This window comes from Pseudomonas sp. BNK-45 (assembly GCF_047456255.1).
Classification (GTDB): Bacteria; Pseudomonadota; Gammaproteobacteria; order Pseudomonadales; family Pseudomonadaceae; genus Aquipseudomonas.
In genome coordinates, this window is sequence record NZ_CP179909.1 from 5,960,391 (window position 1) to 5,980,766 (window position 20,376).

Here is a 20,376-nt window from a genome sequence, read left to right on the forward strand (position 1 = left end):
AGGGCTGTCGCGCAATGCCCGCGCAGATTATCAGTTAGTGCGCCTCAAGTTCCTTGCCGCGGGTTTCCGGCAGGCTCAGGGCCGCCAGCACCACCACGCCGTAGGACACCGCGGCGAACGTGCCGATGGCCACGCTCAGGGGCACGTGCTGGCTGAGCAGGCCGATCAGCAGCGGAAACAGCGCCGCCAGCGCCCGGCCGCTGTTGTAGCAGAAACCCTGGCCGGAACCGCGGATGCGGGTGGGGAACAGCTCGGTGAGAAAAGCCCCCATGCCGCTGAAGATCCCCGAAGCGAAGAAGCCCAGGGGAAAGCCCAGCCAGAGCATTACCGCGTTGCTCACCGGCATCTGCGTGTACAGCAGGACGATGGTGAAAGACCCCGCGGCGAACAGCACGAAGTTCTTCTTGCGCCCGAGAATGTCGGTCAGGTAGGCGCTGACCACGTAACCCACATAGGAGCCGGCGATCACCATGGCCAGGTAGCCGCCGGTGCTCAGCACGCTGAGGCCGCGCTCGGTCTTGAGAAAGGTCGGCAGCCAGAAGGTGATGGCGTAGTAGCCGCCCTGGGCGCCGGCTGCCAGCAACGACGCACGCAGGGTGGTGCTGAGGATCCCCGGGGCGAAGATCTCGTAGAACCGCGCCGGGTTGCTGGGTTTCTCACGGGCGCGGGTTTCCCGGTAGACCTCGGGATCCTTGACCAGGCGACGGACGAAGATCACGAAGATCGCCGGCAGGATGCCCAGCAGAAACAGCCCGCGCCAGGCGTCTTCCGGCGGTAGCCAGGAGAACAGCAGCGCATAGAGGATCGCCGTCAGGCCCCAGCCCAGCGCCCAGCCGGACTGCACCATGCCCACCGCCTTGCCACGGTTCTTGGCGCGAATCACCTCGCCGATCAGCACCGCGCCGGCGGTCCATTCGCCACCGAAGCCGAAGCCCATCAGGGTCCGGGCGATCAGCAACTGCTGGTAGTTCTGGGCCAGGCCGCAGAGAAAGGTGAAAAACGCGAACCACAGCACCGTGAGTTGCAAGGTACGCACCCGACCGATGCGGTCGGAGAGAATCCCGGCGATCCAGCCTCCCAGGGCGGAGGCCAGCAAGGTGCTGGTATGGATCAGGCCGGCTTCGGCGGAGGTGATGCCCCACAGCGCGATCAGGGTCGGGATCACGAAGCTGAGCATCTGGGTGTCCATGCCATCCAGGCCATAACCGATCTTGCAGCTCCAGAAGGTGCGGCGTTCCTGCTGGTTTATATCCCGGTACCAGTCAAACGGACCGGCGCGGCGCGGGGCCTTGGCGGCCAGGGTTTCGGGCGCACTCATGGCGATCTCCAGGGTGATTTATTGGTGTTGTTCTGGGCCCAGACGACGCATATCTTGGGTTGGCGCATTCTTCGACTCGGACGCCCGACGCGTCCAACTAATAAAAACCGCCCCAAGGCATAAGAAAAGTTGATCCCATGAATCTCAAGTTTCTCGAAACCTTCGTCTGGGTGGCGCGGCTCAAGAGCTTCAGCCTCACCGCGGAAAAACTCTTCACCACCCAGGCAGCGATCTCCAGCCGCATCGCGGTGCTGGAAGGCGAACTGGGGGTCAAGCTGTTCCTGCGCGATTCCCGGGGCGTCAGCCTGACCCCGCAAGGGCTCAAGGTGCTGGAGCACGCCGAGCAGATGCTCGACACCCTGCACCTGCTGAAACAGTCCATCGAGGCGCCGTCGAGCAAGGTCGGACGGATGCGCATCGGGGTCATGGACACGGTGATCCATACCTGGCTCAGCCCTCTGGTGACGGAACTGATGGACCACTACCCGCAAGTGGAAATCGAGCTGGTGGCCGACACTTCGCTGAATCTGTGCGACCAGTTGCAAAAAGGCTTCCTCGACCTGGTGCTGCAGACCGACCTGCTGCGCCAGGAAAGCATCCGCAGCCTGGAAGTGGCCAGCCACCCGGTGGGCTGGATCGCCGCCAGCAATTCGATCTACAACCGCGACTACGCCAGCCTGGCCGAACTGGCCCAGGAGCGGATCATCACCTACTCGAAGAACTCCCTGCCCCACCAGCAGGTGCTGAGCCTGATGCAGGCCAACGGGGTACTGGCGCCACGGCTCAATTGCGTGAACTCGGTATCGGCCATCACTCGCCTGCTGCGCGACGGCTTCGGCATTGGCGCCCTGCCGCCGGTGCTGGTGCGCGAAGAGCTGGCCCGCGGCGAACTGACCCTGCTGGCCATCGACCAGCGCCCGCCCAACCTGCAGGTGGTGGTGTCGTGGCGGGTCGGCGTGGAATTGGTGGAAGACATCGTGCAGCTGTGCCAGCGCGTGGTGCAGCGCTATGGGCAGCAGGTCGGCGAGGATTACCTGGTACTGATCGCCCCCCAGTAAACATCACCCTCCCCCCTCGCAGGAGCTGGCTTGCCAGCGAAAGCGATCTGCAGCCAGGCGCAGGACTTGCAGGCCCCTTCGCCGGCAAGCCGGCTCCTACAGAGGTCAGAGACCCTTGAGGTCGCGTTCCTCGATGGGACGGCTCTGGCGCAGGCGCCGGCCACCCAGGACCACCCAATCGATCAGGCGGTACAGGCACTCAAGGCCGAAGGACAGCAGCATGGCGCCGCTCATGCCCCAGATCATCGCTTCCGGGGTCAGCAGGATCTGGTAGCTGTAGCCGTCCCAGGTTTCCTTGCGGATATCCGGGTCGGGCGCCAGGGCCACTTGCAGCAGGCGGATGTACCAGGGGCCCTGCATGGCCTGGTATTGCTTGTCCAGGGCCAGCTGGCGATGCAGCAAGCCGCTCAGGCTCTCGGCATCGCTGCGAAACACCGGGTCTTCGCTGGCGCGGTAATGGGCCACCAGGGCATTCAGATCACCCTTGAAGAACTGCTGCGCGGTGCTCTGGAAGCCCCGCAGGCTGTTCTGCGACTCAATCAAGTGGGCTTCCACACGCTTGGCGTAATCGCTGATGAAACCCGGCACTTGCACACCGACCAACAGGCCGGCGGCGAACAACACCAGCCGCAGATAACTGAGCAACATAGAGATGTCCTTATTCGGTCTGGCCGTGGCTGACGCATTCACCGCGCCGCCACAGGCTCCATTGGCCCGGCTGATAGCGGGTCCAGGTTTCGTTTTCGGTCAAAGGTTCGGTGGCGATCACGGTCACTACGTCGTTGGGCGTGGTTTCCGCCTGGAAGTCGACGATCACATCGACATCCTTGAGCCGGGCCGGGCCGAACGGCGCGCGCCGGGTGATCTGCGCCAGCTTGGTGGAGCAGAAGCAGAACAGCCAGTCACCGTCACTGAGCAGCCCGTTGAACACGCCTTTGCTGCGGTATTCGCTGCAGGCCCGGATCAGGATCGGCAGCAGTTGCTCGACTTCCACCGGTTCGGGAAAGGCTTCGCGCACCCGGTTGAGCAAGTCGCAGAACGCCGCCTCGCTGTCGGTGTCCCCCACCGGGCGATAGAAGCTGGCCCGGGGCTGGAAGTCCGCCAGCTGGCCGTTATGGGCAAAGCACCAGTTGCGGCCCCAGAGCTCGCGGACAAAGGGATGGGTATTGGCCAGGCAGACCTTGCCGACGTTGGCCTGGCGAATGTGGCCGATCACCACTTCGCTCTTGATCGGGTAGCGCTGCACCAGATTGGCCACTTCCGACTCGCAGCTGGCCGCCGGGTCCTGGAACAGGCGCAGGCCACGGCCTTCGTAGAAGGCGATGCCCCAACCGTCGCGGTGGGGACCGGTACGGCCACCACGCTGCATCAGCCCGGTAAAGCTGAAGACGATATCGGTCGGTACATTGGCGCTCATGCCCAATAACTCACACATGCTCGGACTCTCGCTTGAATGCCGGGGCCAGGTTACAGACGCGGCTCGACCCGCGTATTCAGGGGAGTGCCCGCGGCAGGCCGACCATAACGGTCGTTGCCGGCACCGCCAAAGGGCTGGTCATCCTCGACTTCGGCGGCCTTGGCCGCGGCTTTCGCCGCTTCATGACGCTCGCGGCGATCCCTGGCGGCGCGCTCGATGGGCCAGCGGATCAGCACGAACAGCAGGTACACGCCGAAGGCGATCATGCCGTACATGAACAGGTCGGATACCGCGCGCCAGGCGTTGTTGCCCACCTTGAAGGCGATGTCCAGGGCCGTGATGGCGATGGCCGGGGCAAATTTATCCTTGACCGAGTCGATGATGGTGGGGCTGAACAGCAGCACCGCCATCAGCACACGCAGCGGCTCGCGCAGCCAGCGCCACATCCAGCGGGTCAGGCGCATCCACACCAGCAGGCAGCCCAAGGCGGCGAAGGCATAGAGCCCCCAGGCGATCAGATAGTCGTTCTCGGTCATGGTGTCCATGGCAAGGCAGGCAAAGAGGCGCTTATGATAACGACTTTTGCCGTGTCAGGCTGCAACGCCGTCTGCCCAGCCCTCATTTGTCATCGCCCGAGAGCCACCCATGCCCTTACCCGCCAACGACAGCAGTGCCCCGATTGCCCACAAGGCCGACGGCGCTGACCCGTATGCCTGGCTGCAGGAACGCGACACCGACGCGGTGCTCGATTACCTGAAGGCTGAAAACAGCTACCTCGACGCCCAGCTGGCGCACCAGGCGCCGCTGCGCGAGGCGCTGTTCCAGGAGATCAAGGGCCGGATCCTCGAAACCGACCTGTCCCTGCCCTCGCCCTGGGGCCCGTACCTGTACTACACCCGCACCACTGCCGGTGACGAATACGCTCGCCACTACCGCTGCCCGCGCCCGGCGGACGACAGCCTGACGGTCGACGAAAGCCGCGAGCAACTGCTGCTGGACCCCAACGCCCTGGCCAATGGCGGCTTTTTCTCCCTGGGCGCCTTCAGCATCAGCCCCGACCACCAGCGCCTGGCCTACAGCCTCGACACCACCGGCGAGGAAATCTACACCCTGTTCGTCAAGGAGCTGTCCACCGGCAAGGTCAGCGAACTGTCCTTCGACAACTGCGATGGCAGCATGACCTGGGCCAACGACAGCCTGACCCTGTTCTTTGGCGAGCTGGACGACACTCACCGCCCGCACAAACTGTTGCGCTACCGCCTGGACGGCACGGCCGCCGAAGAAGTGTTCCACGAGCCGGACGGGCGCTTCTTCCTGCACTGCTACCGCTCAAGCTCCGAGCGCCAGTTGCTGCTGTCCCTGGGCAGCAAGACCACCGGCGAGACCTGGGTCCTGGACGCCGCGCGGCCGGAGCAGCCCTTTACCTGCATGGCGCCTCGGGTCGAAGGCCATGAATACGATGTCGACCATGGCCAGCTCGACGGCCAGTGGACCTGGTTCATCCGCAGCAATCGCGAAGGCATCAACTTCGCCCTCTACCAGGCCGCGGACAACGGCGCGATCCCCGAGCAAGACGACTGGCAACTGCTGGTGCCGCACAACCCCGAGGTGATGCTCGATGGCGTGACCCTCAACGCCGGCGCCATGACCCTGAGCCTGCGCGAAGGCGGCCTGCCGATCATCGAAGTGCACCCGCAAGGCCTGCCCGCCTATCGTGTGCAACTGCCGGATGCCGCCTACAGCCTGCATGTGCAGAACAGCCTGGAGTTTTCCAGCTCGCGCATCCGCCTGCGCTACGAGGCGCTCAATCGCCCGGCCCAGGTGCGCCAGTTGCAACTGGCCGACGGCCAGCAGCAGGTGCTGAAGGAAACCCCGGTGCTGGGCCCCTTCGATGCCGACGCCTACGTCAGCCAGCGCCTCTGGGCCACCGCGGCCGACGGCACCCAAGTGCCCATCAGCCTGGTGGTCAAGCGCGAGTGCCTGGGCCGGCCGACGCCCCTGTACCTCTACGGCTACGGCGCCTATGGCGAGAGCCTCGACCCCTGGTTCTCCCACGCGCGCCTGAGCCTGCTCGATCGCGGTGTGGCCTTTGCCATCGCCCACGTGCGCGGCGGCGGCGAACTGGGCGAGGCCTGGTACCGCGCCGGCAAGCAGGAACACAAGCAGAACACCTTCAGCGACTTCATCGCCTGTGCCGAACACCTGATCGCCCAGGGCCGAACCACCGCCCAGCAGTTGGCCATCAGCGGCGGCAGCGCCGGCGGCCTGCTGATCGGCGCGGTGCTCAACCAGCGCCCCGAACTGTTCCGGGTGGCCATCGCCGAAGTGCCCTTCGTCGATGTGCTCAACACCATGCTCGATCCGGAGCTGCCGCTGACCGTCACCGAATACGACGAATGGGGCAACCCCGAGGAGCCGGAAGTCCATGAGCGGATCAAGGCCTACGCGCCCTACGAGAACGTCCGCGCCCAGGCCTATCCGGCCACCCTGGTGATCGCCGGCTACAACGACAGTCGCGTGCAGTACTGGGAAGCGGCCAAATGGGTGGCCCGGCTGCGGGCCACCAAGACCGACGATAACCCGCTGCTGCTCAAGACCGAACTCGGCGCCGGGCATGGCGGCATGAGCGGTCGTTACCAGGGATTACGTGACGTAGCCCTCGAATATGCCTTCGTCCTGAACATTCTGGGCCTGGGCTGAGGAACTCTCGGCGGCGCTTCTGTCTTAACCCAGGACCGCCGCCGGCAAATGCCGGACCGGGCTCGCGCCCGCGCAACAGACACAAGAAAAAGACCCTGATCCCATGTCCGAACCCACCTTACTGAACAACGAGATCCGCGACTGGCTGATGGACTGCGGCCTGTTCGATCAACTGCTGCCCGCCGACTTCAACGCGGCGGCCGGCTACTTCAGCATCAGCAGCATCGCCCAGGGCCAGGCGATTTTCCGCGAGGGCGATGCCGGCAGCTTCATGTGCATCATCCACAGCGGCCAGGTGTCCGTGCAAAAGAGCACCCTGGACGGCCAGCCCCTGACCATCGCCACTCTGCGCAGCGGCCGGGCCTTTGGCGAGATGGCGGTACTCGATGGCGAACGGCGCTCGGCCACTTGCGTGGCGGCCAGTGATTGCCAGTTGCTCAACCTGGGCAAGGACTCCCTGGAGAAGATGCTCAACGAGGCGCCGAAGATCGCCGCCAAGATCATCCGCGCCCTGGCCGTGTCGCTGTCCAAGCGTCTGCGCATGGCCGACGGACAATTGCTCGCGCAACAGATCTGAGCCACGGGATACCCAACCTGTGGCGAGGGAGCTTGCTCCCGCTGGGTGGCGTAGCCGCCCCAAAGGCCACCACCCGGTTTCAACCGTCACAACGCGGATTCAGCTAATGCGGCCGCTACGCAGCCGAGCGGGAGCAAGCTTCCTCGCCACATAGGCCGGTTCAGGCATTAACCCTGGACCTTGGGCTTGTTGTCGTTCTGCTCCAGCCCCGGCAGGGTCTGGTCCTTGGGTGGCTTGGGCATGTCGATCGGCGGCAGCAGGGGCGCGCTGCCACTGCTGCCGGCTTTGGGCGTGCTGGGCGGGGTCACTTGCGGATAAGGCGTGGGCGTTGCGGTGCCCGGGGTGCCGAGGTTGGGCGTCGGGGTCACCACCGGGGCGCTTTGCGGCTCGTCGGCCAGGGCCGGGCCGGCATTCAGCGCCAGGGCGGCGGTCAGGGCGAGCGCCGCTTGGGCAATCACCGTTAGAATAGTGCGCTTCATCAATGGCTCCATTGCTATTGTCTGGCGTCAGGCTACTCCCAACCGGGAGGTTTTGCCTTCCTCAATGAGATCCCCATGAAACGTTTCGTACTGCTGGACACTACTCCGATTCCTGAAAGCGGCGGTGCCTTGTGCCTGTTCGAATACGGTGAGGATTTCGTCATCAAGATCCAGGGCGGCGACGGCGGCCAGTTGATGAACACCCGCATGCACGGCTCCGAGGACGCCCTGGCGCAGATCCCTTGCAGCAAGGTCGCCGGGCGCCCGAACTCGCGGGTGCTGATTGGCGGCCTGGGCATGGGCTTCACCCTGGCCGCAGCCCTCAAGCACCTGGGCCAGAACGCCGAGGTGGTGGTCGCCGAGCTGGTGCCCGGGGTGGTGGAATGGAACCGCGGCCCGCTCGGGGAAAAGTCCGGCCGACCGCTGCTGGACCCGCGCACGGTGATCCGCCTGGAAGACGTGGCCAAGGTCCTGCAAGCCGAGCCCCAGGGTTTTGACGCAATCATGCTCGACGTCGACAACGGCCCCGAAGGCCTGACCCAGAAAGCCAACAGCTGGCTCTATTCCAGCACCGGCCTCGCCGCCTGCTCCCGGGCCCTGCGGCCCAAGGGCATCCTCGCGGTATGGTCGGCCAGCGCCGACCAGAAATTCTCCGAGCGCCTGCGCAAGGCCGGCTTCAAGGCCGAGCAAGTGCAGGTGTTCGCCCACGGCAATCGCGGCACCCGGCACACCATCTGGATTGCCGAGAAGCTCAAGGCCTGAGCTAAACTTCGTCCATTACCGTCATTAGTCCTTCTACAAAGGTGAACCCATGAGTTCGTCCACTCCCCCGTCCAACACCGCCAAGCTGGACCGTATCCTTGCCGACGCCCAGCGCGACCGGGAAATGGGCTACCGCGACAAGGCACTGAAGATGTACCCCCACGTCTGCGGCCGCTGCGCCCGGGAATTCTCCGGCAAGCGCCTGAGCGAGCTGACCGTGCACCACCGCGATCACAACCACGACAACAACCCCCAGGACGGCTCCAACTGGGAGCTGTTGTGCCTGTACTGCCACGACAACGAGCACTCGCGCTACACCGACCAGCAGTACTTCGGCGAAGGCTCGCTGAGCACGCCGAAAGTCGCCAAGGCGACCCACAACCCGTTCGCCGCCCTGGCCGGGTTGATGAAGAAAGACCCGGAGTGAGTGCCGGCAGCCGGGCTCTGCGCTAACGATCCCTGTATGGAAAACCCTGTGGCGAGGGAGCTTGCTCCCGCGGGGTCGCAAAGCGGCCCCAAAAACCGCCACCAGGGCTTTTCAGCCACTGCGCCAGTGCCGTCCTGGGGAGTGCTGCGCACTCCAGCGGGAGCAAGCGCCCTCGCCACAACAAGCCCCCGAGCGGTGGGCAATCTCCGTATAATCGCGCTCTTTTCCCCCAAGGCTTCCTGCTCGTGGCAAACAAAAGGTACAGCTGCATCGGTTTGTATAACCCCAAGTCGCCGGAGAACGTCGGTTCGGTGATGCGTGCCGCCGGCTGCTATGGCGTCGCCTCGGTGTTCTACACCGGCAAGCGCTATGAGCGTGCCCGCGACTTCGTCACCGACACCAAGAAGGTCCACCAGGACATTCCCCTGATCGGCATCGACGACCTGAAGAAAATCCTCCCCCTGGGCTGCATCCCGGTGGCCGTGGAACTGGTGGAAGGCGCCCGCCCGCTGCCGGAATACACCCACCCGGATCGCGCGCTGTACATCTTCGGCCCGGAAGACGGCTCCCTCGACAAGGAGATCCGCGACTGGTGCGAGGACGTGGTCTATATCCCCACCACCGGCTGCATGAACCTGGCCGCCACGGTCAACGTGGTGCTCTACGACCGCCTGGCCAAAGGCAACAACACCCGCTCCGGGCCCAAGTTCTGAAGGCACGCCGGACAATTGGCGGGAACCCCCGTGCCCCAGGTGCAGTCAGCTGCATACCCTTATGTCCTTTGGAGACAGATCATGAGCGAGCGCAAACAGCTGCAAACCATCGAGCCGGCCCCGTTGTCCAGTCAGCCGACACAGAACGTCCAGGGTTGGGAACGCATCGGCTCCCTGGCGGGGGGTGTGGTGATGCTGGGCAAGGGCCTGCGCCGCGGCGGCCTGTTCGGCCTGATTCAGGTGGCCATTGGCGGCGTGGCCCTGGCCCGCGGGATCAGTGGCCACAGCTCGGCCAAGAGCCTGCTGGAAAAAGGCCGCCAGGACCTGCATCAGGTGCGGACCAAGATCGAGCGCGCCGGTGATGAACTGCGCAACCTGAAGGCCAATGCCGAGGCCGCCGGGCGCAATGCCAAGGCCGCCAGCAACGATGCCGTGAAAACGCCCAAGGCCTGAGCTTGCGCCGTCCGCTGCGGACACCCGGGACCGGCTCCCGGGTCCTGGCGGCTCTTCGGCTCAGTGCAGCAAGGGGCTGTCGAGCACCTTGGACGATTCCCCCAGCACGCTTTCGCTCAGCTTGATGAATTCGGCGGTGCTGACGCTCTGCAGGCGCATCGCCCCTTGCAGCACATCGTCCAGTGAGCGTTTGTTGCGGGTCTTGAGGCGGATTTCCCGGTCCAGTTCCTGCAACAGCAACACCGCCTTGGCCACCGTGGCGCTGTCCACCTGTTCGCCCCGCAGGCTGCTGACCTTGTGGCTGTCCTTGATCAGGTGCTGGTGCAGAACCTGATAACGCTCGTCACTGATGCCACCCGCGCGGCGCAGCAGTTCAATGGCGTAGTATTCGGCCAGGCCTTCGCTGATCCAGTCGCTGCGCTGGCTGTCGTTGATGCGCGCCAACGACTGCACCAGCTCGCGCAGCAAAGGACTGCTGCCGCTCTCGCTGACCAGCGGCAGGCGACTGTGGAGGAACAGCGAATCGCGCCCGGCCAGGCTGCCCCGCCACATCGGATCGGCGGCACCGACAATCAGCAACTTGCCCGGCTGGCGGGGAAACACCGCCTGCACTTGCGGCCAGACAAAGGTCAGCAGCGTCAGCACATCCATGCGCCGCATGCCCTGGCCCAGGGGCGAGGCAACGCTGACCTCGGTGGCCCCCAGGCGCGTGCGGCGGCTGCCCAGGTTGCCGGCCAGCATCCAGCCGGTGGGGCGGTCGAACAGGCGCGAGGGGTTGTCAATGCGGAAGCGGTTCTTGCCGATGCGTGGCCAGGCGGTCTCGATGCTCTTCCAGCCGGCGGGCAAATCGAAGTCCAGACGCGACACCAGCTCGACCCCGTCCTGCTGGTCGATACGGGCCGGCGGCACCAGGGTTTCGCCGCGCAGCAGCGCCCAGTTGGCGCTGCTGCGGCTGTCGTAGCTGCCCTTCTTGATGCTGTGGCTCAGGCGCACCCGGTAGCTGAGGCTGGCGCTGCCACGGGCCGGACGCCAGATACCGCGCTGGCCCCCGCCTTCGGCGGCGGCCGCCTGCCATTGACCGTCGGCCTTGAAGTCGCTGTAGTCGCCGTCCTGGCCCAGGTCGAAATCCAGGCTGCGCAGTGCCGAGCCCTCGGCCAGGGTCAGGCGCACTTCGGCCTGATCGCTCTGAGGCAGAAAACGCACGTGATAATTCAGATCGACCTTGTTCGCCGCCAAGGCCGATGCGCTCATCGCCAGCAGCGCCGCGACCAGCGCCAGCTTCGCCCCCACCCTCATACCCACTCCTTGCTTGGCAGGCTGCTGGCGCTCAAGCGAGCGTCGGCAGCATCCGAGGCCTGCGCAGCGAATCCTCAACCTGCGCGAAAAATCAGATGATCCTCCCAGTCCTCCTCCGCCACGCTGCCTTCGGCCAGCATGCGCCCGGACTGGGAAATACGTTCGTGGTGCACGGCATCGCGATCGCCACACACCAGGTGGTGCCAGAGCGGCAGGTCCTTGCCTTCGCTGACCAGGCGGTAGCCACAGGTGGGCGGCAGCCACTTGAACTCGTCGGCCTTGCCCGGCGTCAGCTGAATGCAGTCAGGCACCGACGCGCGACGGTTGGCGTAGTCGCTGCACTGGCAGGTTTTCAGGCCCAGCAGTTTGCAGGCGATGCGCGTGTAATAGACGCTGTTGTCGTCCTCGTCCTCAAGCTTTTGCAGGCAGCACAGGCCACAGCCATCGCACAACGACTCCCATTCGTCCTGGTCGAGTTGTTCGAGGGTTTTGCGTATCCAGAAAGGTTCGACTTTGGCGGCCATGGCTCAAGCATCAGTATCCGAGGGTGAAAAGGCCGCCAGTCTAGTGCCGAAGCCCCCGCCGGCCAAGCGCTAGCGACTGCCGGTAGCCCGAGACTTGTCAGCAGGCCATGGGCACAGTAGCTTTGCCCCCCGGACCGCCCCGCGTCCGTGTGCCATGAACGCTCGACCGCGTTGCACCGGGCCGACCGCACGGGGGTCAGGAATACCCCTTCGCTCAGCTGATCTGCGCTTGCCGGTTTATTCCACTCTTCTCACTTGCTGCCAGGAGTTTTTCCATGAGCGCCAATCCTCGCGTTGCCGATTACGCCATCCACCCGCAGTTCACCCAGCGCTGGTCACCACGGGCCTTCACCGGCGAAAGCATCCCGGAAGAGACCCTGCTGAGCTTCTTCGAGGCCGCGCGCTGGGCACCTTCGGCCTACAACTCGCAGCCCTGGCGCTTTCTCTATGCCCGGCGCGACACGCCGAACTGGGAGCGCTTCCTCGGTCTGCTCAACGAATTCAACCGTGGCTGGGCGCAGCACGCCTCGGCCCTGGTGATCGTGATGTCCAAGACCACCTTCACCGCCCCGGGCGCCACGGAAGAGTCCCCGGCGCTGTGGCACACCTTCGACACCGGCTCGGCCTGGGGCCACCTGGCGCTGCAGGCGAGCCTGAGTGGCTGGCACACCCACGGCATGGCCGGCTTCGACCAGGAACTGACTCGCAAGGAGCTGAAGATTCCCGAAGGCTATGCCCTGCATGCCGCCGTGGCGGTGGGCAAGCTGGGAGACAAGTCGACCCTGGCCGAATACCTGCAGGCCCGGGAAGAGCCAAGCCCGCGCCGCCCCCTGAGCGAAACCGTGGCCGAAGGCGACTTCAGCCTTTAAAGCAGCCCCAAGTCGGTAGCGTCAAGCTTGAAGCTACCGGCTTGAAGCTTGGCGCTGGGTTCTAGTAGCCGCGAGCGAAATCCACTTCGCCGCGCAAGGCCTGCCTGGCCTCGTAGGCCCGCAGGTTGTCGACAAACAGCTGCACCATCAATTCCGGCGAAGTCGGCGCCGAACTGTGGCCGGTCAGCAGCAAGCCCCAGGCGGTCCAGAACGGGTGCCGTTGCGGCAGCGGTTCCTGGCGGCAGACATCGATCACCGCCCCGGCCAGATGGCCATCCTTGAGGGCCTGCACCAGGTCCGCATCGACCACGGAAACGCCGCGCCCGACATTGATGAACAGCCCGGTGGGCTTGAACTGCCTGAACAGCGCGGCGTCATACAGGTCGTGGGTGCTGGGGGTGTTGGGCAACAGGTTGACCACGTAATCCACTTCCCCCACCAACCGTCCCAGGTCTTGCAGGCCGGCCACTTCGATAAAGGGCGCCTGCTCCCGGGCCTGGCTGGCGATGCCGTACAGCTTGACCCCGAACGGCACCAGGAACTGCGCCACGCTCTGGCCGATGTCGCCGGTGCCGACGATCAGCACCTTGCGTCCCACCAGGCTCTGGCCCAGGCGGTTGTCCCACTTGCGCTCCACCTGGCTGACCAGTCGCGCCAGCACTTCACGCTCATGGCCGAGGATGTAGGTCAGCACGTACTCGGCCATCACCTGACCAAAGATCCCCACCGCCCGAGTCAGGCGGTAATGCCGGGGCAAACCGTCGGCCAGCAGCGGAGTGATGCCGGCCCAGGTGGATTGCAACCACTGGGGCTGGTGCCCCTGGCGCAACAGGGTTGCCAGCAGGTCCGGCTGTCCCAGCCAGACCGGGCAATCGGCCGCCAGCCGCGACAGTTCGGCGGAGTCGCCGCTGGTCAGCACTTCCAGCTCCGGGGCCGCCTGACGCAACAGGCGGGCATAAACAGCGTGATCGTGTTCGGCAATCAGAACGCGCATGGCTCAAACCTTAAAAAACGGTGCAGGTCGCCGCCGACGGAGTTTCGCTCCATCGATCAAGGCGGCGGCCAGGTCAGTCAGTTTGCATCTAACAGCGGCTCGGGACCGAGCCGCTACGGGTCAGACCGGATCATTGCGACGCAGCAGCTCTTCGGGCAAATGCTCGATGTACTCGTCTTCGGCCGGCGGCATCTGCAGGTGATAACCCTGCTTCTCGAGGTTCTCCAGCACCTGGTGGATATCTTCCCGGGACAGCTTGCGCTCCGGGGTCAGGACCAGGTCGAAGGCATGTTGCGGCTTGCCGAAAGCCAGCAGCAGGTTTTCCGGCACGCGTTCCAGGGCCTCGCTCTTGAGGACGTAGAGGTACATCTCGTTCTTGCGCGGGCTTTTATAGATGGAGCAGATACGTTTCAAGGCTGTTCTCCGGCGGTGGCCAGGCTGTCCAGCAGCGCCTGGCCCATCAATTCGCGACGCCAGCCACGCAGCGAATCAGGCAATTGGTAAGGCCCGTTGGGGAAACCGCTCTTGAGCAGGCTTTCCAGGGTTTTCTTGCGCAGCATGACTTCCGGGGCGATGCCCAGGCGCTCGGCCTCGACCTGGCCCACGGCCTTGAGGCGCTTGAGCAGGGCCGCGGCTTCGATCGGCAACGGCTCGGGGACGGCCGGCGGCCACTGATCCGGGCCCAGGGCGGCGGTGCGCTTGATCAGGTCGAGGAGAAACTCGCCGTCCTGGCGCACGGTACGCGGGTGCATGTCTTCGATCTTGGCCAGCGCCGACAGGGTGTCGGGCTGGGTCTTGGCCAGGGGCCAGAGGGCGTGTTCACGCACGATGCGGTTGCGCGGCAAGTCCCGGGCACGGGCTTCACGCTCGCGCCAGGCACAGAGTTCGCGCAGCACCGCCAACTGGGCACGGGACAGTTTCCAGGCCAGCTTGGCCTCGCGATAGACCTCGTAGGGGTCCACTTCACGGCGCAGGTTGGCCACCAGCTCGGCACCGTCTTCCAGCACCCAGCGGTACTTGTCAGCCGACAGTTTGGGGCGCAGCTCGGTAAACACCTGAGCCAGGTGCACCGCGTCTTCGGCGGCGTAGCTGACCTGAGTCTGCGACAGCGGGCGCTGCAGCCAGTCGGACCGGGTTTCGCCCTTGGGCAACTCAATGCCCAGGACTTCCTGCACCAGGCGCGAATAGCCCATGGAGAAACCCAGGTTCAGGTAGGCGGCCGCCAGTTGGGTGTCGAACAATGGCGCCGGCAGGCTGCCGGTCAGACGCAGCAGGACTTCGAGGTCCTCGCTGCAGGCGTGCACCACCTTGACCACGGCCGGGTTCTCCAGCAGGGCCGCCAGGGGCTGCCAGTTGTCGATGGTCAAAGGATCAATCAGGTAGGCGCGCTGTCCATCGCCGATCTGCAACAGGGCGGCGATGGGGTAAAAAGTGTCGACCCGCATGAATTCGGTGTCGAGGGCGACGAAGGGCAATTGCTGCCACTGGGCACAAAGCTGACCGAGGCTATCGTTGTCGCGAATCCAATGTATATCGATGGCCACACGGCTCTCCCTTGAAGAATGGCGCGCAGTATATATCGCCGCCGGAGATTTCTGAGCATTCGCCCGACAAGAGCAAGTGCGAAACCTTCTACCGGAGGGCAAGAATAGTCCGAGAGTTGCAACTAACTGTGTTTTCTGAGGACGTAGACCCGCAAGGCTCCAAAGCCGGGCAGCAGATCCTGATGGCCCAGGACCTCAAAATCGGCCTGCTTGAACTCGCCTTCCAGCAGCCCCTTGCTCACCGGGCGCAAGGCCGCAGGCCCGGCCGACGCGGCCCCGCGCACGTTCACCAGCGGCTCGACCCGGGTGGCGATGATCACCGAGTCACGGCTGACCCGATGGAACTCCTGCAGCAGGGCCAAGCGGTCCTCGCTGTGACTCACATGGGCGAAGAGCTGCATGCAGATGATGCTGTCCACCGCATTGGCCGGCAGGCCGATGTCGAACGCCGAACTGTAGAAGGTCTTGACCCGTCGCATCAGGCTGGCCGGATGGTGGGTCTGGGCATGATTGAGCATGTCCTGGGAAGGGTCCGCCGCCAGGATCACCCGATTGCCATGCTCGGCCAGCACCGGCCAGTAGCGCCCGGCGCCGCAGGCCACGTCCAGAATCAGCCCCGGTTCCCCGGCCAGGTTCAGCGCATGACGGACCAGGCACGCCATACGCCAGTGCGCCAGACGTGCGCCAAGCCCGGCAGGCCGAGGCTCGCCGCAAACGCGCGCATGCTCCTGGTCGTAACGCCGAGCGAACTCCAGTTCGATGGACGGTGGGGGGTGGGACGACATGACTGGCGAGCTCTTGTGGGTATCCAGAGGTCACAGATTAACCAGTCGTTCGTGAAAAAAAGGTCGAAAGCCCGCAGACCTTTCTGTCCCGGTGCTGAACAACACCCTGCTTGCCCGCCCTCGGCCGGGCACCAATAATGCCCCGGCACCCTGCCCCGCCCGCCACTCAAGGATCGACCCCATGCTCCGCCGCTTCCTGCTCTGCACCCTGTTGGGCCTCAGTGCCCCCGCCCTCAGCTTCGCCCAGGACGCCAGCTCGCGCCTGGACCAGGTGCTCGAGCGCGGCCAGTTGAAGGTCTGCACCACCGGCGACTACAAGCCCTACAGCTACCTGCGCGACGATGGCCAGTACGAAGGCATCGACATCGACATGGCCCAATCCCTGGCCAAGAGCCTGGGGGTCCGGGTGAAGTGGATCAGCACCACCTGGAAGAGCCTGATGGCCGACTTCCACAGCCAGCAGTGCGACATCGCCGTGGGCGGTATTTCGGTGTCCCTGGAGCGGCAGAAAACGGCCTTCTTCAGTCAGCCCCTGGGCATCGACGGCAAGATTCCCCTGGTGCGCTGCCAGGACCTCAAGCGCTATGAAACCCTGGAGCAGATCAACCAGCCCTCGGTGCGCCTGATCGAACCGCCGGGCGGCACCAACGAAATCTTCGCCCGGGCGCACGCCCCCAAGGCCAACCTGATCCTGTTCGCCGACAACGTGAAGATCTTCGATCAATTGCTGAGCCGGCAGGCCGACGTGATGATCACCGACGCCTCGGAGGCGCGCTTCCAGCAGAAACACAAGCCGGGGCTGTGCGCGGTCCATCCCGAGCGCTACCTGCAATACAGCGAGAAGGCCTTCCTCCTGCCCCGGGACGACATGGCCTGGAAAAGCTATGTCGACCAGTGGCTGCACCTGAGCAAGGCCACCGGCGCCTATGACCAGGTGGTGAATCAGTGGCTGGCGGCGCCTGCGCCCTGATCCAGCAGCATCTGCCGGAAGGCCTGGCTGGCGGCGCTGCGGTAGGCGCCACGGCGTCCCAGCAGCACCACGCGGCGCGGCGCCAGCGCTGACTGCAGCGCCAGGGTGCGCAGCCCCGGCTGCTCACGGGCAATCGAGCTGGGCAGGATGGTCGCCAACTGCCCGTGCCGGACCATCTCGACAATCGCGCTGACCGAATTGGCTTCGGCGGCAATCCGCGGTGCAATGCCCTGCTGCCGGCAATACAGGTCGATATGCTGGCGGGTGGCGAAATCGCCACTGAGCAGCACCAGGGACTGACGGCCCAGGGCCTCGGCCGTCAGGGGCAGGTGGTCCGGCTGCGGGTACTGCGGGCCGACCATCAGGCTCAGGGTCTCGGTGAACAGCGCCTGGCTGTCGATCTCCGCCAGGTGCTCGCCGGCAAAGGCGATCGCCAGGTCCAGGCGGTCTTCGGCCAGGGCCGCTTCCAGGCGGTCCTGAGGCATTTCCTCGATGCTCAGGTCGATGCCCGGGTAGCGCTGCTGAAAGCGGCTGAGCAAGGGCCCGGCCAGGTAGGCGGTGAACGTCGGGGTCAGCGCCAGGCGCAACGAGCCGCGGCTCAGGTCCTGCACATCGTGGATCGCCCGCTTGGCCGCTTGCAGGTCCTGCAGTGCGCGCCGGGCATAGGCGACATAGGCCTGGCCCGCGTCGGTGAGGCGCACGCTGCGCCCGGAGCGATCGAACAGCGCCGCGCCCAGCGCTTCCTCCAATTGCTTGATCTGCTGCGACAGGGTCGGCTGCGACACATGCAGCGCCTCGGCGGCGCGGGTGAAGTTGCAGTGCTCGGCCACGGCCAGCAGGTAACGGATATGACGCAGCAGCATGCAGGCTCCAACTATAGGATGTACTTATGGATATCATAATAAGCCGGTCTTGGACGCTATAGCTGAAAACTTCCATCCTTGCCCCATCAGCGACGCAAGGAGAACCCCATGCAGACCATCATCGACGGCTTCCTCAAGTTCCAGCGCGAGGCCTTTCCACAACGCAGTGCCCTGTTCAAGCAACTGGCCAGCACCCAGAGCCCCGGCACCCTGTTCATCACCTGTTCCGACAGCCGGGTAGTGCCCGAGCTGCTGACCCAGCAGGAGCCCGGCGACCTGTTCGTGATCCGCAACGCCGGCAACATCGTGCCCAGCTACGGCCCCGAGCCGGGCGGCGTGTCGGCTACCGTGGAATATGCCGTCGCGGTGCTGGGGGTCAGCGACATCGTCATCTGCGGCCACTCCGACTGCGGCGCGATGACCGCCATCGCCAACTGCACATGCCTCGACCACCTGCCCGCCGTCGCCAACTGGCTGCGCCACGCCGAGTCGGCCAAGGTGATCAACGCCGCCCGCCAGCACGCCTCGCCGGCCGCCCACCTGGACGCCCTGGTGCGCGACAACGTGATTGCCCAGTTGGCCAACCTCAAGACCCACCCCGCGGTGGCCCTGGCCCTGGAACAGGGGCGGCTGAACCTGCATGGCTGGGTCTATGACATCGAAAGCGGCGCCATCGCCGCCCTCGACGGCAACCACCAACGCTTCGTGTCCCTGGCCGAGCATCCGCACACCTGTGCCCTGGCCAGCCAACCTTCCAGCGCTGCCTGAGCCGCTGCCCTTTCGTCACCCAAGAGGAATCCCCCCATGCTGCAATCGCAATTTGCCCAAGCCCCACGCCTGGCCCTGGCCGACACCATCATCGACGCCAAGGCGCGCAAGAACCTGTCGTGGCAGGACCTCACCGACGGCACCGGGCTGAGCCTGGCCTTCGTCACCGCCGCCCTGCTGGGCCAGCATGCCCTGCCGGCCGCAGCCGCCGACCTGGTGTGCGACAAGCTCGGCCTGGACCAGGACGCCAGCCGCCTGCTGCAAAGCATCCCCCTGCGTGGCAGCATCGCCGGCGGCATCCCCACCGACCCGACCCTGTACCGCTTCTATGAAATGCTCCAGGTCTACGGTTCGACCCTCAAGGCCCTGGTCCACGAACAATTCGGCGACGGCATCATCAGCGCCATCAACTTCAAGCTGGACATCAAGAAGGTCGAGGACCCCGAAGGCGGCTCCCGCGCCGTGATCACCCTGGACGGCAAGTACCTGCCGACCAAGCCTTTCTAAAGGCAGCGGCAAGCGGCAAGCGTCAAGCTGCAAGTTCAAGCACCCCGCTTGCAGCTTGCAGCTTGCAGCTTATTTAATTTTTAAATAACACCGCAGACTTTCTGATTTGCGCCGTTTCTGAGCCGCACCGCCTAATCAGGCCCTGATTTCTTGAAGGTCTGGTTATGGAAAACGTTCGTGCAACTTCCCGCCCCGCGCTCTGGCTGATGGTCAGCGTGGTCCTGGTGGCGCTCAATCTGCGGCCGTCGATGGCCGCTGTCGGCCCGCTCTTGTCGGGTATTCGCGGTGACATCCCGCTGAGTTTCAGCCTGGCCTCGTTGCTGACCATGCTGCCGGTGATGGCCATGGGCCTGGCGATGTTCTTCGGCATGGCCGTCAGCCAACGCCTGGGCGAACACCGTACCGTGCTCCTGTCACTGCTGATCATCGGCCTGGCGACCGTTTCGCGGTTGTTCATGGATTCGGCCGCCGAGCTGATTCTCAGCGCGGTGCTGGCCGGCATCGGCATCGCCCTGATCCAGGCGCTGATGCCGGCGCTGATCAAGTCGCGTTTTGCCGACAATGTCTCGCTGTTCATGGGCCTGTATGTCACTTCGATCATGGGCGGTGCGGCCATTGCGGCGTCCTTCGCTCCGCTGGTGATGAATCACAGCGGCAGCTGGCGCCTGGCCCTGGCGATCTGGGCCGCCCTGGCCCTGCTGGGGCTGGGGTTCTGGTACGCCCAGCGCCGCTCGCTGCCGAGCCTGCCCGCCTCTCGCGGCGCACGGGAATCCTTTGCCGGCAACCGCCGGGCCTGGCTGCTGGCGGTGTTCTTCGGCCTCGGCACCGCCTCCTACACCTGCGTACTGGCGTGGCTGGCGCCCTACTACGTGGAGAACGGCTGGAGTGAGCAGAACGCCGGCCTGCTGCTGGGCTTTCTCACCGCCATGGAAGTGATTTCCGGGCTGGTCACCCCGGCCATCGCCAACCGCAACCCGGACCGGCGCCGGGTACTGGTGGGCCTGCTGGTGCTGATCATCGCCGGCTTCTGCGGCCTGATCCTCAGCCCGCAGCACCTGAGCCTGCTCTGGCCATGCCTGCTGGGCCTGGGGATTGGCGGGCTGTTTCCCATGAGCCTGATCGTGTCCCTGGACCACCTGCCCGACCCGCGCCGGGCCGGCGGCCTGACCGCCTTCGTGCAGGGCATCGGCTACCTGATCGCCGGCCTCTCGCCGCTGCTGGCGGGCATCATCCGTGACCAACTGGGCAGCTTCGAATGGGCCTGGTGGTCACTGACCGCGGTGATGCTGCTGATGCTGCTCATGGTGCTGCGTTTCGATCCGCGGCATTACCGCCAGCACATCCGCTGAGCC

General features: G+C 65.1%; 24 protein-coding genes. 12 read left to right on the forward strand and 12 right to left on the reverse strand.

The features are described 5' to 3' along the window. Window positions 1–34: 34 nt before the first annotated feature. The gene (locus ACMGG8_RS26985) at window positions 35–1,318 is read right to left on the reverse strand and encodes an MFS transporter (RefSeq protein WP_060842756.1); all 1,284 of its coding nucleotides are present in this window, start codon (window positions 1,316–1,318) and stop codon (window positions 35–37) included. Between the two features lie 137 nt (window positions 1,319–1,455). Between ACMGG8_RS26985 and ACMGG8_RS26990 the strand changes: the two genes are divergently transcribed. Next, window positions 1,456–2,376: a LysR family transcriptional regulator gene (locus tag ACMGG8_RS26990; RefSeq protein ID WP_060838036.1), complete on the forward strand. Its 921-nt coding sequence runs from the start codon at window positions 1,456–1,458 to the stop codon at window positions 2,374–2,376. Window positions 2,377–2,481: 105 nt separating this feature from the next. Here the strand turns inward: ACMGG8_RS26990 and ACMGG8_RS26995 are convergent, their stop codons facing one another. The 3 genes from ACMGG8_RS26995 to ACMGG8_RS27005 are packed head-to-tail and all read right to left on the reverse strand — an operon-like array spanning window position 2,482 to window position 4,338. Beyond that, window positions 2,482–3,024, reverse strand: a complete 543-nt coding sequence (locus ACMGG8_RS26995; protein WP_060838035.1) for a DUF2937 family protein — start codon at window positions 3,022–3,024, stop codon at window positions 2,482–2,484. A 10-nt stretch (window positions 3,025–3,034) separates the two neighbouring features. Further along, the gene (locus ACMGG8_RS27000; RefSeq protein WP_060838034.1) at window positions 3,035–3,811 is read right to left on the reverse strand and encodes a class II glutamine amidotransferase; all 777 of its coding nucleotides are present in this window, start codon (window positions 3,809–3,811) and stop codon (window positions 3,035–3,037) included. A gap of 32 nt (window positions 3,812–3,843) precedes the next feature. After that, a complete protein-coding gene (locus ACMGG8_RS27005) occupies window positions 3,844–4,338 on the reverse strand; it encodes an MFS transporter (protein ID WP_414158745.1) in 495 nt (164 codons plus the stop codon). 100 nt (window positions 4,339–4,438) lie between these two features. Between ACMGG8_RS27005 and ACMGG8_RS27010 the strand changes: the two genes are divergently transcribed. Beyond that, the gene (locus ACMGG8_RS27010) at window positions 4,439–6,493 is read left to right on the forward strand and encodes a S9 family peptidase (RefSeq protein ID WP_414158746.1); all 2,055 of its coding nucleotides are present in this window, start codon (window positions 4,439–4,441) and stop codon (window positions 6,491–6,493) included. Window positions 6,494–6,596: 103 nt separating this feature from the next. Then, entirely contained in the window at window positions 6,597–7,070 is a 474-nt protein-coding gene (locus tag ACMGG8_RS27015) for a cyclic nucleotide-binding domain-containing protein (protein ID WP_060842753.1), read from the forward strand. A gap of 167 nt (window positions 7,071–7,237) precedes the next feature. Here ACMGG8_RS27015 and ACMGG8_RS27020 read toward each other — a convergent pair whose 3' ends face one another. Then, a complete protein-coding gene (locus ACMGG8_RS27020) occupies window positions 7,238–7,549 on the reverse strand; it encodes a hypothetical protein (protein WP_060842752.1) in 312 nt (103 codons plus the stop codon). Window positions 7,550–7,624: 75 nt separating this feature from the next. Between ACMGG8_RS27020 and ACMGG8_RS27025 the strand changes: the two genes are divergently transcribed. The 4 genes from ACMGG8_RS27025 (at window position 7,625) to ACMGG8_RS27040 (ending at window position 9,904) form a co-directional block, all read left to right on the forward strand. Continuing rightward, on the forward strand, window positions 7,625–8,311 hold the full coding sequence (locus ACMGG8_RS27025; protein ID WP_060838029.1) for a spermidine synthase: 687 nt from the start codon (window positions 7,625–7,627) through the stop codon (window positions 8,309–8,311). Between the two features lie 49 nt (window positions 8,312–8,360). Next, complete coding sequence (locus ACMGG8_RS27030) at window positions 8,361–8,738, forward strand: YajD family HNH nuclease (RefSeq protein WP_011059841.1); 378 nt, start codon at window positions 8,361–8,363, stop codon at window positions 8,736–8,738. Between the two features lie 245 nt (window positions 8,739–8,983). Continuing rightward, window positions 8,984–9,451: an RNA methyltransferase gene (locus ACMGG8_RS27035; RefSeq protein WP_011059840.1), complete on the forward strand. Its 468-nt coding sequence runs from the start codon at window positions 8,984–8,986 to the stop codon at window positions 9,449–9,451. Between the two features lie 81 nt (window positions 9,452–9,532). After that, entirely contained in the window at window positions 9,533–9,904 is a 372-nt protein-coding gene (locus ACMGG8_RS27040) for a DUF2892 domain-containing protein (RefSeq protein WP_060838028.1), read from the forward strand. Between the two features lie 60 nt (window positions 9,905–9,964). Here ACMGG8_RS27040 and ACMGG8_RS27045 read toward each other — a convergent pair whose 3' ends face one another. After that, a complete protein-coding gene (locus ACMGG8_RS27045) occupies window positions 9,965–11,200 on the reverse strand; it encodes a hypothetical protein (protein WP_414158747.1) in 1,236 nt (411 codons plus the stop codon). Window positions 11,201–11,274: 74 nt separating this feature from the next. Continuing rightward, window positions 11,275–11,724, reverse strand: coding sequence for a YcgN family cysteine cluster protein (locus ACMGG8_RS27050; RefSeq protein WP_414158748.1), 450 nt, complete (start codon window positions 11,722–11,724; stop codon window positions 11,275–11,277). Window positions 11,725–11,999: 275 nt separating this feature from the next. On the opposite strand from ACMGG8_RS27050, the gene ACMGG8_RS27055 reads away from it, so the two are divergent. Beyond that, window positions 12,000–12,593 carry a nitroreductase family protein gene (locus ACMGG8_RS27055; RefSeq protein WP_060838026.1) on the forward strand — a complete coding sequence of 198 codons (594 nt, stop codon included), beginning with the start codon at window positions 12,000–12,002 and terminating at the stop codon, window positions 12,591–12,593. Between the two features lie 61 nt (window positions 12,594–12,654). Here ACMGG8_RS27055 and ACMGG8_RS27060 read toward each other — a convergent pair whose 3' ends face one another. The 4 genes from ACMGG8_RS27060 to ACMGG8_RS27075 form a co-directional block, all read right to left on the reverse strand. Continuing rightward, window positions 12,655–13,587, reverse strand: a complete 933-nt coding sequence (locus ACMGG8_RS27060) for a D-2-hydroxyacid dehydrogenase (protein WP_060838025.1) — start codon at window positions 13,585–13,587, stop codon at window positions 12,655–12,657. A gap of 120 nt (window positions 13,588–13,707) precedes the next feature. Continuing rightward, window positions 13,708–14,001 (reverse strand): YcgL domain-containing protein, encoded by a 294-nt coding sequence (locus ACMGG8_RS27065; RefSeq protein ID WP_016964446.1) that lies wholly within the window; start codon window positions 13,999–14,001, stop codon window positions 13,708–13,710. Beyond that, window positions 13,998–15,131, reverse strand: a complete 1,134-nt coding sequence (rnd, locus tag ACMGG8_RS27070; protein WP_060838024.1) for a ribonuclease D — start codon at window positions 15,129–15,131, stop codon at window positions 13,998–14,000. The genes ACMGG8_RS27065 and rnd overlap by 4 nt, the downstream gene beginning before the upstream one ends. A gap of 122 nt (window positions 15,132–15,253) precedes the next feature. Then, window positions 15,254–15,916: a class I SAM-dependent methyltransferase gene (locus ACMGG8_RS27075; protein ID WP_414158749.1), complete on the reverse strand. Its 663-nt coding sequence runs from the start codon at window positions 15,914–15,916 to the stop codon at window positions 15,254–15,256. A 181-nt stretch (window positions 15,917–16,097) separates the two neighbouring features. On the opposite strand from ACMGG8_RS27075, the gene ACMGG8_RS27080 reads away from it, so the two are divergent. Continuing rightward, window positions 16,098–16,886, forward strand: a complete 789-nt coding sequence (locus ACMGG8_RS27080; RefSeq protein ID WP_060838022.1) for a transporter substrate-binding domain-containing protein — start codon at window positions 16,098–16,100, stop codon at window positions 16,884–16,886. Here ACMGG8_RS27080 and cynR read toward each other — a convergent pair. Beyond that, the gene (cynR, locus tag ACMGG8_RS27085) at window positions 16,859–17,749 is read right to left on the reverse strand and encodes a transcriptional regulator CynR (RefSeq protein ID WP_060838021.1); all 891 of its coding nucleotides are present in this window, start codon (window positions 17,747–17,749) and stop codon (window positions 16,859–16,861) included. The genes ACMGG8_RS27080 and cynR overlap by 28 nt on opposite strands. Window positions 17,750–17,857: 108 nt before the next feature. Between cynR and ACMGG8_RS27090 the strand changes: the two genes are divergently transcribed. The 3 genes from ACMGG8_RS27090 (at window position 17,858) to ACMGG8_RS27100 (ending at window position 20,373) form a co-directional block, all read left to right on the forward strand. Continuing rightward, complete coding sequence (locus ACMGG8_RS27090) at window positions 17,858–18,517, forward strand: carbonic anhydrase (RefSeq protein ID WP_414158750.1); 660 nt, start codon at window positions 17,858–17,860, stop codon at window positions 18,515–18,517. A gap of 36 nt (window positions 18,518–18,553) precedes the next feature. Then, window positions 18,554–19,024, forward strand: a complete 471-nt coding sequence (cynS, locus tag ACMGG8_RS27095; RefSeq protein ID WP_060838019.1) for a cyanase — start codon at window positions 18,554–18,556, stop codon at window positions 19,022–19,024. 164 nt (window positions 19,025–19,188) lie between these two features. Further along, a complete protein-coding gene (locus ACMGG8_RS27100; protein ID WP_060838018.1) occupies window positions 19,189–20,373 on the forward strand; it encodes a cyanate transporter in 1,185 nt (394 codons plus the stop codon). The last annotated feature ends 3 nt before the right edge of the window (window positions 20,374–20,376 follow it).

What these genes read in the sequence shown, in the direction of transcription:
- ACMGG8_RS27060 (WP_060838025.1), bottom strand. Translation starts at nt 13,587, where the DNA reads ATGCGCGTTCTGATTGCCGAACACGATCACGCTGTTTATGCCCGCCTG.
- ACMGG8_RS27050 (WP_414158748.1), bottom strand. Translation starts at nt 11,724, where the DNA reads ATGGCCGCCAAAGTCGAACCTTTCTGGATACGCAAAACCCTCGAACAA.
- ACMGG8_RS27045 (WP_414158747.1), bottom strand. Translation starts at nt 11,200, where the DNA reads ATGAGGGTGGGGGCGAAGCTGGCGCTGGTCGCGGCGCTGCTGGCGATG.
- ACMGG8_RS27005 (WP_414158745.1), bottom strand. Translation starts at nt 4,338, where the DNA reads ATGGACACCATGACCGAGAACGACTATCTGATCGCCTGGGGGCTCTAT.
- ACMGG8_RS27025 (WP_060838029.1), top strand. Translation starts at nt 7,625, where the DNA reads ATGAAACGTTTCGTACTGCTGGACACTACTCCGATTCCTGAAAGCGGC.
- ACMGG8_RS27030 (WP_011059841.1), top strand. Translation starts at nt 8,361, where the DNA reads ATGAGTTCGTCCACTCCCCCGTCCAACACCGCCAAGCTGGACCGTATC.
- ACMGG8_RS26990 (WP_060838036.1), top strand. Translation starts at nt 1,456, where the DNA reads ATGAATCTCAAGTTTCTCGAAACCTTCGTCTGGGTGGCGCGGCTCAAG.
- ACMGG8_RS27010 (WP_414158746.1), top strand. Translation starts at nt 4,439, where the DNA reads ATGCCCTTACCCGCCAACGACAGCAGTGCCCCGATTGCCCACAAGGCC.
- ACMGG8_RS26985 (WP_060842756.1), bottom strand. Translation starts at nt 1,318, where the DNA reads ATGAGTGCGCCCGAAACCCTGGCCGCCAAGGCCCCGCGCCGCGCCGGT.
- ACMGG8_RS27020 (WP_060842752.1), bottom strand. Translation starts at nt 7,549, where the DNA reads ATGAAGCGCACTATTCTAACGGTGATTGCCCAAGCGGCGCTCGCCCTG.
- ACMGG8_RS27100 (WP_060838018.1), top strand. Translation starts at nt 19,189, where the DNA reads ATGGAAAACGTTCGTGCAACTTCCCGCCCCGCGCTCTGGCTGATGGTC.
- ACMGG8_RS27055 (WP_060838026.1), top strand. Translation starts at nt 12,000, where the DNA reads ATGAGCGCCAATCCTCGCGTTGCCGATTACGCCATCCACCCGCAGTTC.
- cynR (WP_060838021.1), bottom strand. Translation starts at nt 17,749, where the DNA reads ATGCTGCTGCGTCATATCCGTTACCTGCTGGCCGTGGCCGAGCACTGC.
- ACMGG8_RS27000 (WP_060838034.1), bottom strand. Translation starts at nt 3,811, where the DNA reads ATGTGTGAGTTATTGGGCATGAGCGCCAATGTACCGACCGATATCGTC.
- ACMGG8_RS27040 (WP_060838028.1), top strand. Translation starts at nt 9,533, where the DNA reads ATGAGCGAGCGCAAACAGCTGCAAACCATCGAGCCGGCCCCGTTGTCC.
- ACMGG8_RS27090 (WP_414158750.1), top strand. Translation starts at nt 17,858, where the DNA reads ATGCAGACCATCATCGACGGCTTCCTCAAGTTCCAGCGCGAGGCCTTT.
- cynS (WP_060838019.1), top strand. Translation starts at nt 18,554, where the DNA reads ATGCTGCAATCGCAATTTGCCCAAGCCCCACGCCTGGCCCTGGCCGAC.
- ACMGG8_RS27015 (WP_060842753.1), top strand. Translation starts at nt 6,597, where the DNA reads ATGTCCGAACCCACCTTACTGAACAACGAGATCCGCGACTGGCTGATG.
- ACMGG8_RS27080 (WP_060838022.1), top strand. Translation starts at nt 16,098, where the DNA reads ATGCTCCGCCGCTTCCTGCTCTGCACCCTGTTGGGCCTCAGTGCCCCC.
- ACMGG8_RS26995 (WP_060838035.1), bottom strand. Translation starts at nt 3,024, where the DNA reads ATGTTGCTCAGTTATCTGCGGCTGGTGTTGTTCGCCGCCGGCCTGTTG.
- ACMGG8_RS27075 (WP_414158749.1), bottom strand. Translation starts at nt 15,916, where the DNA reads ATGTCGTCCCACCCCCCACCGTCCATCGAACTGGAGTTCGCTCGGCGT.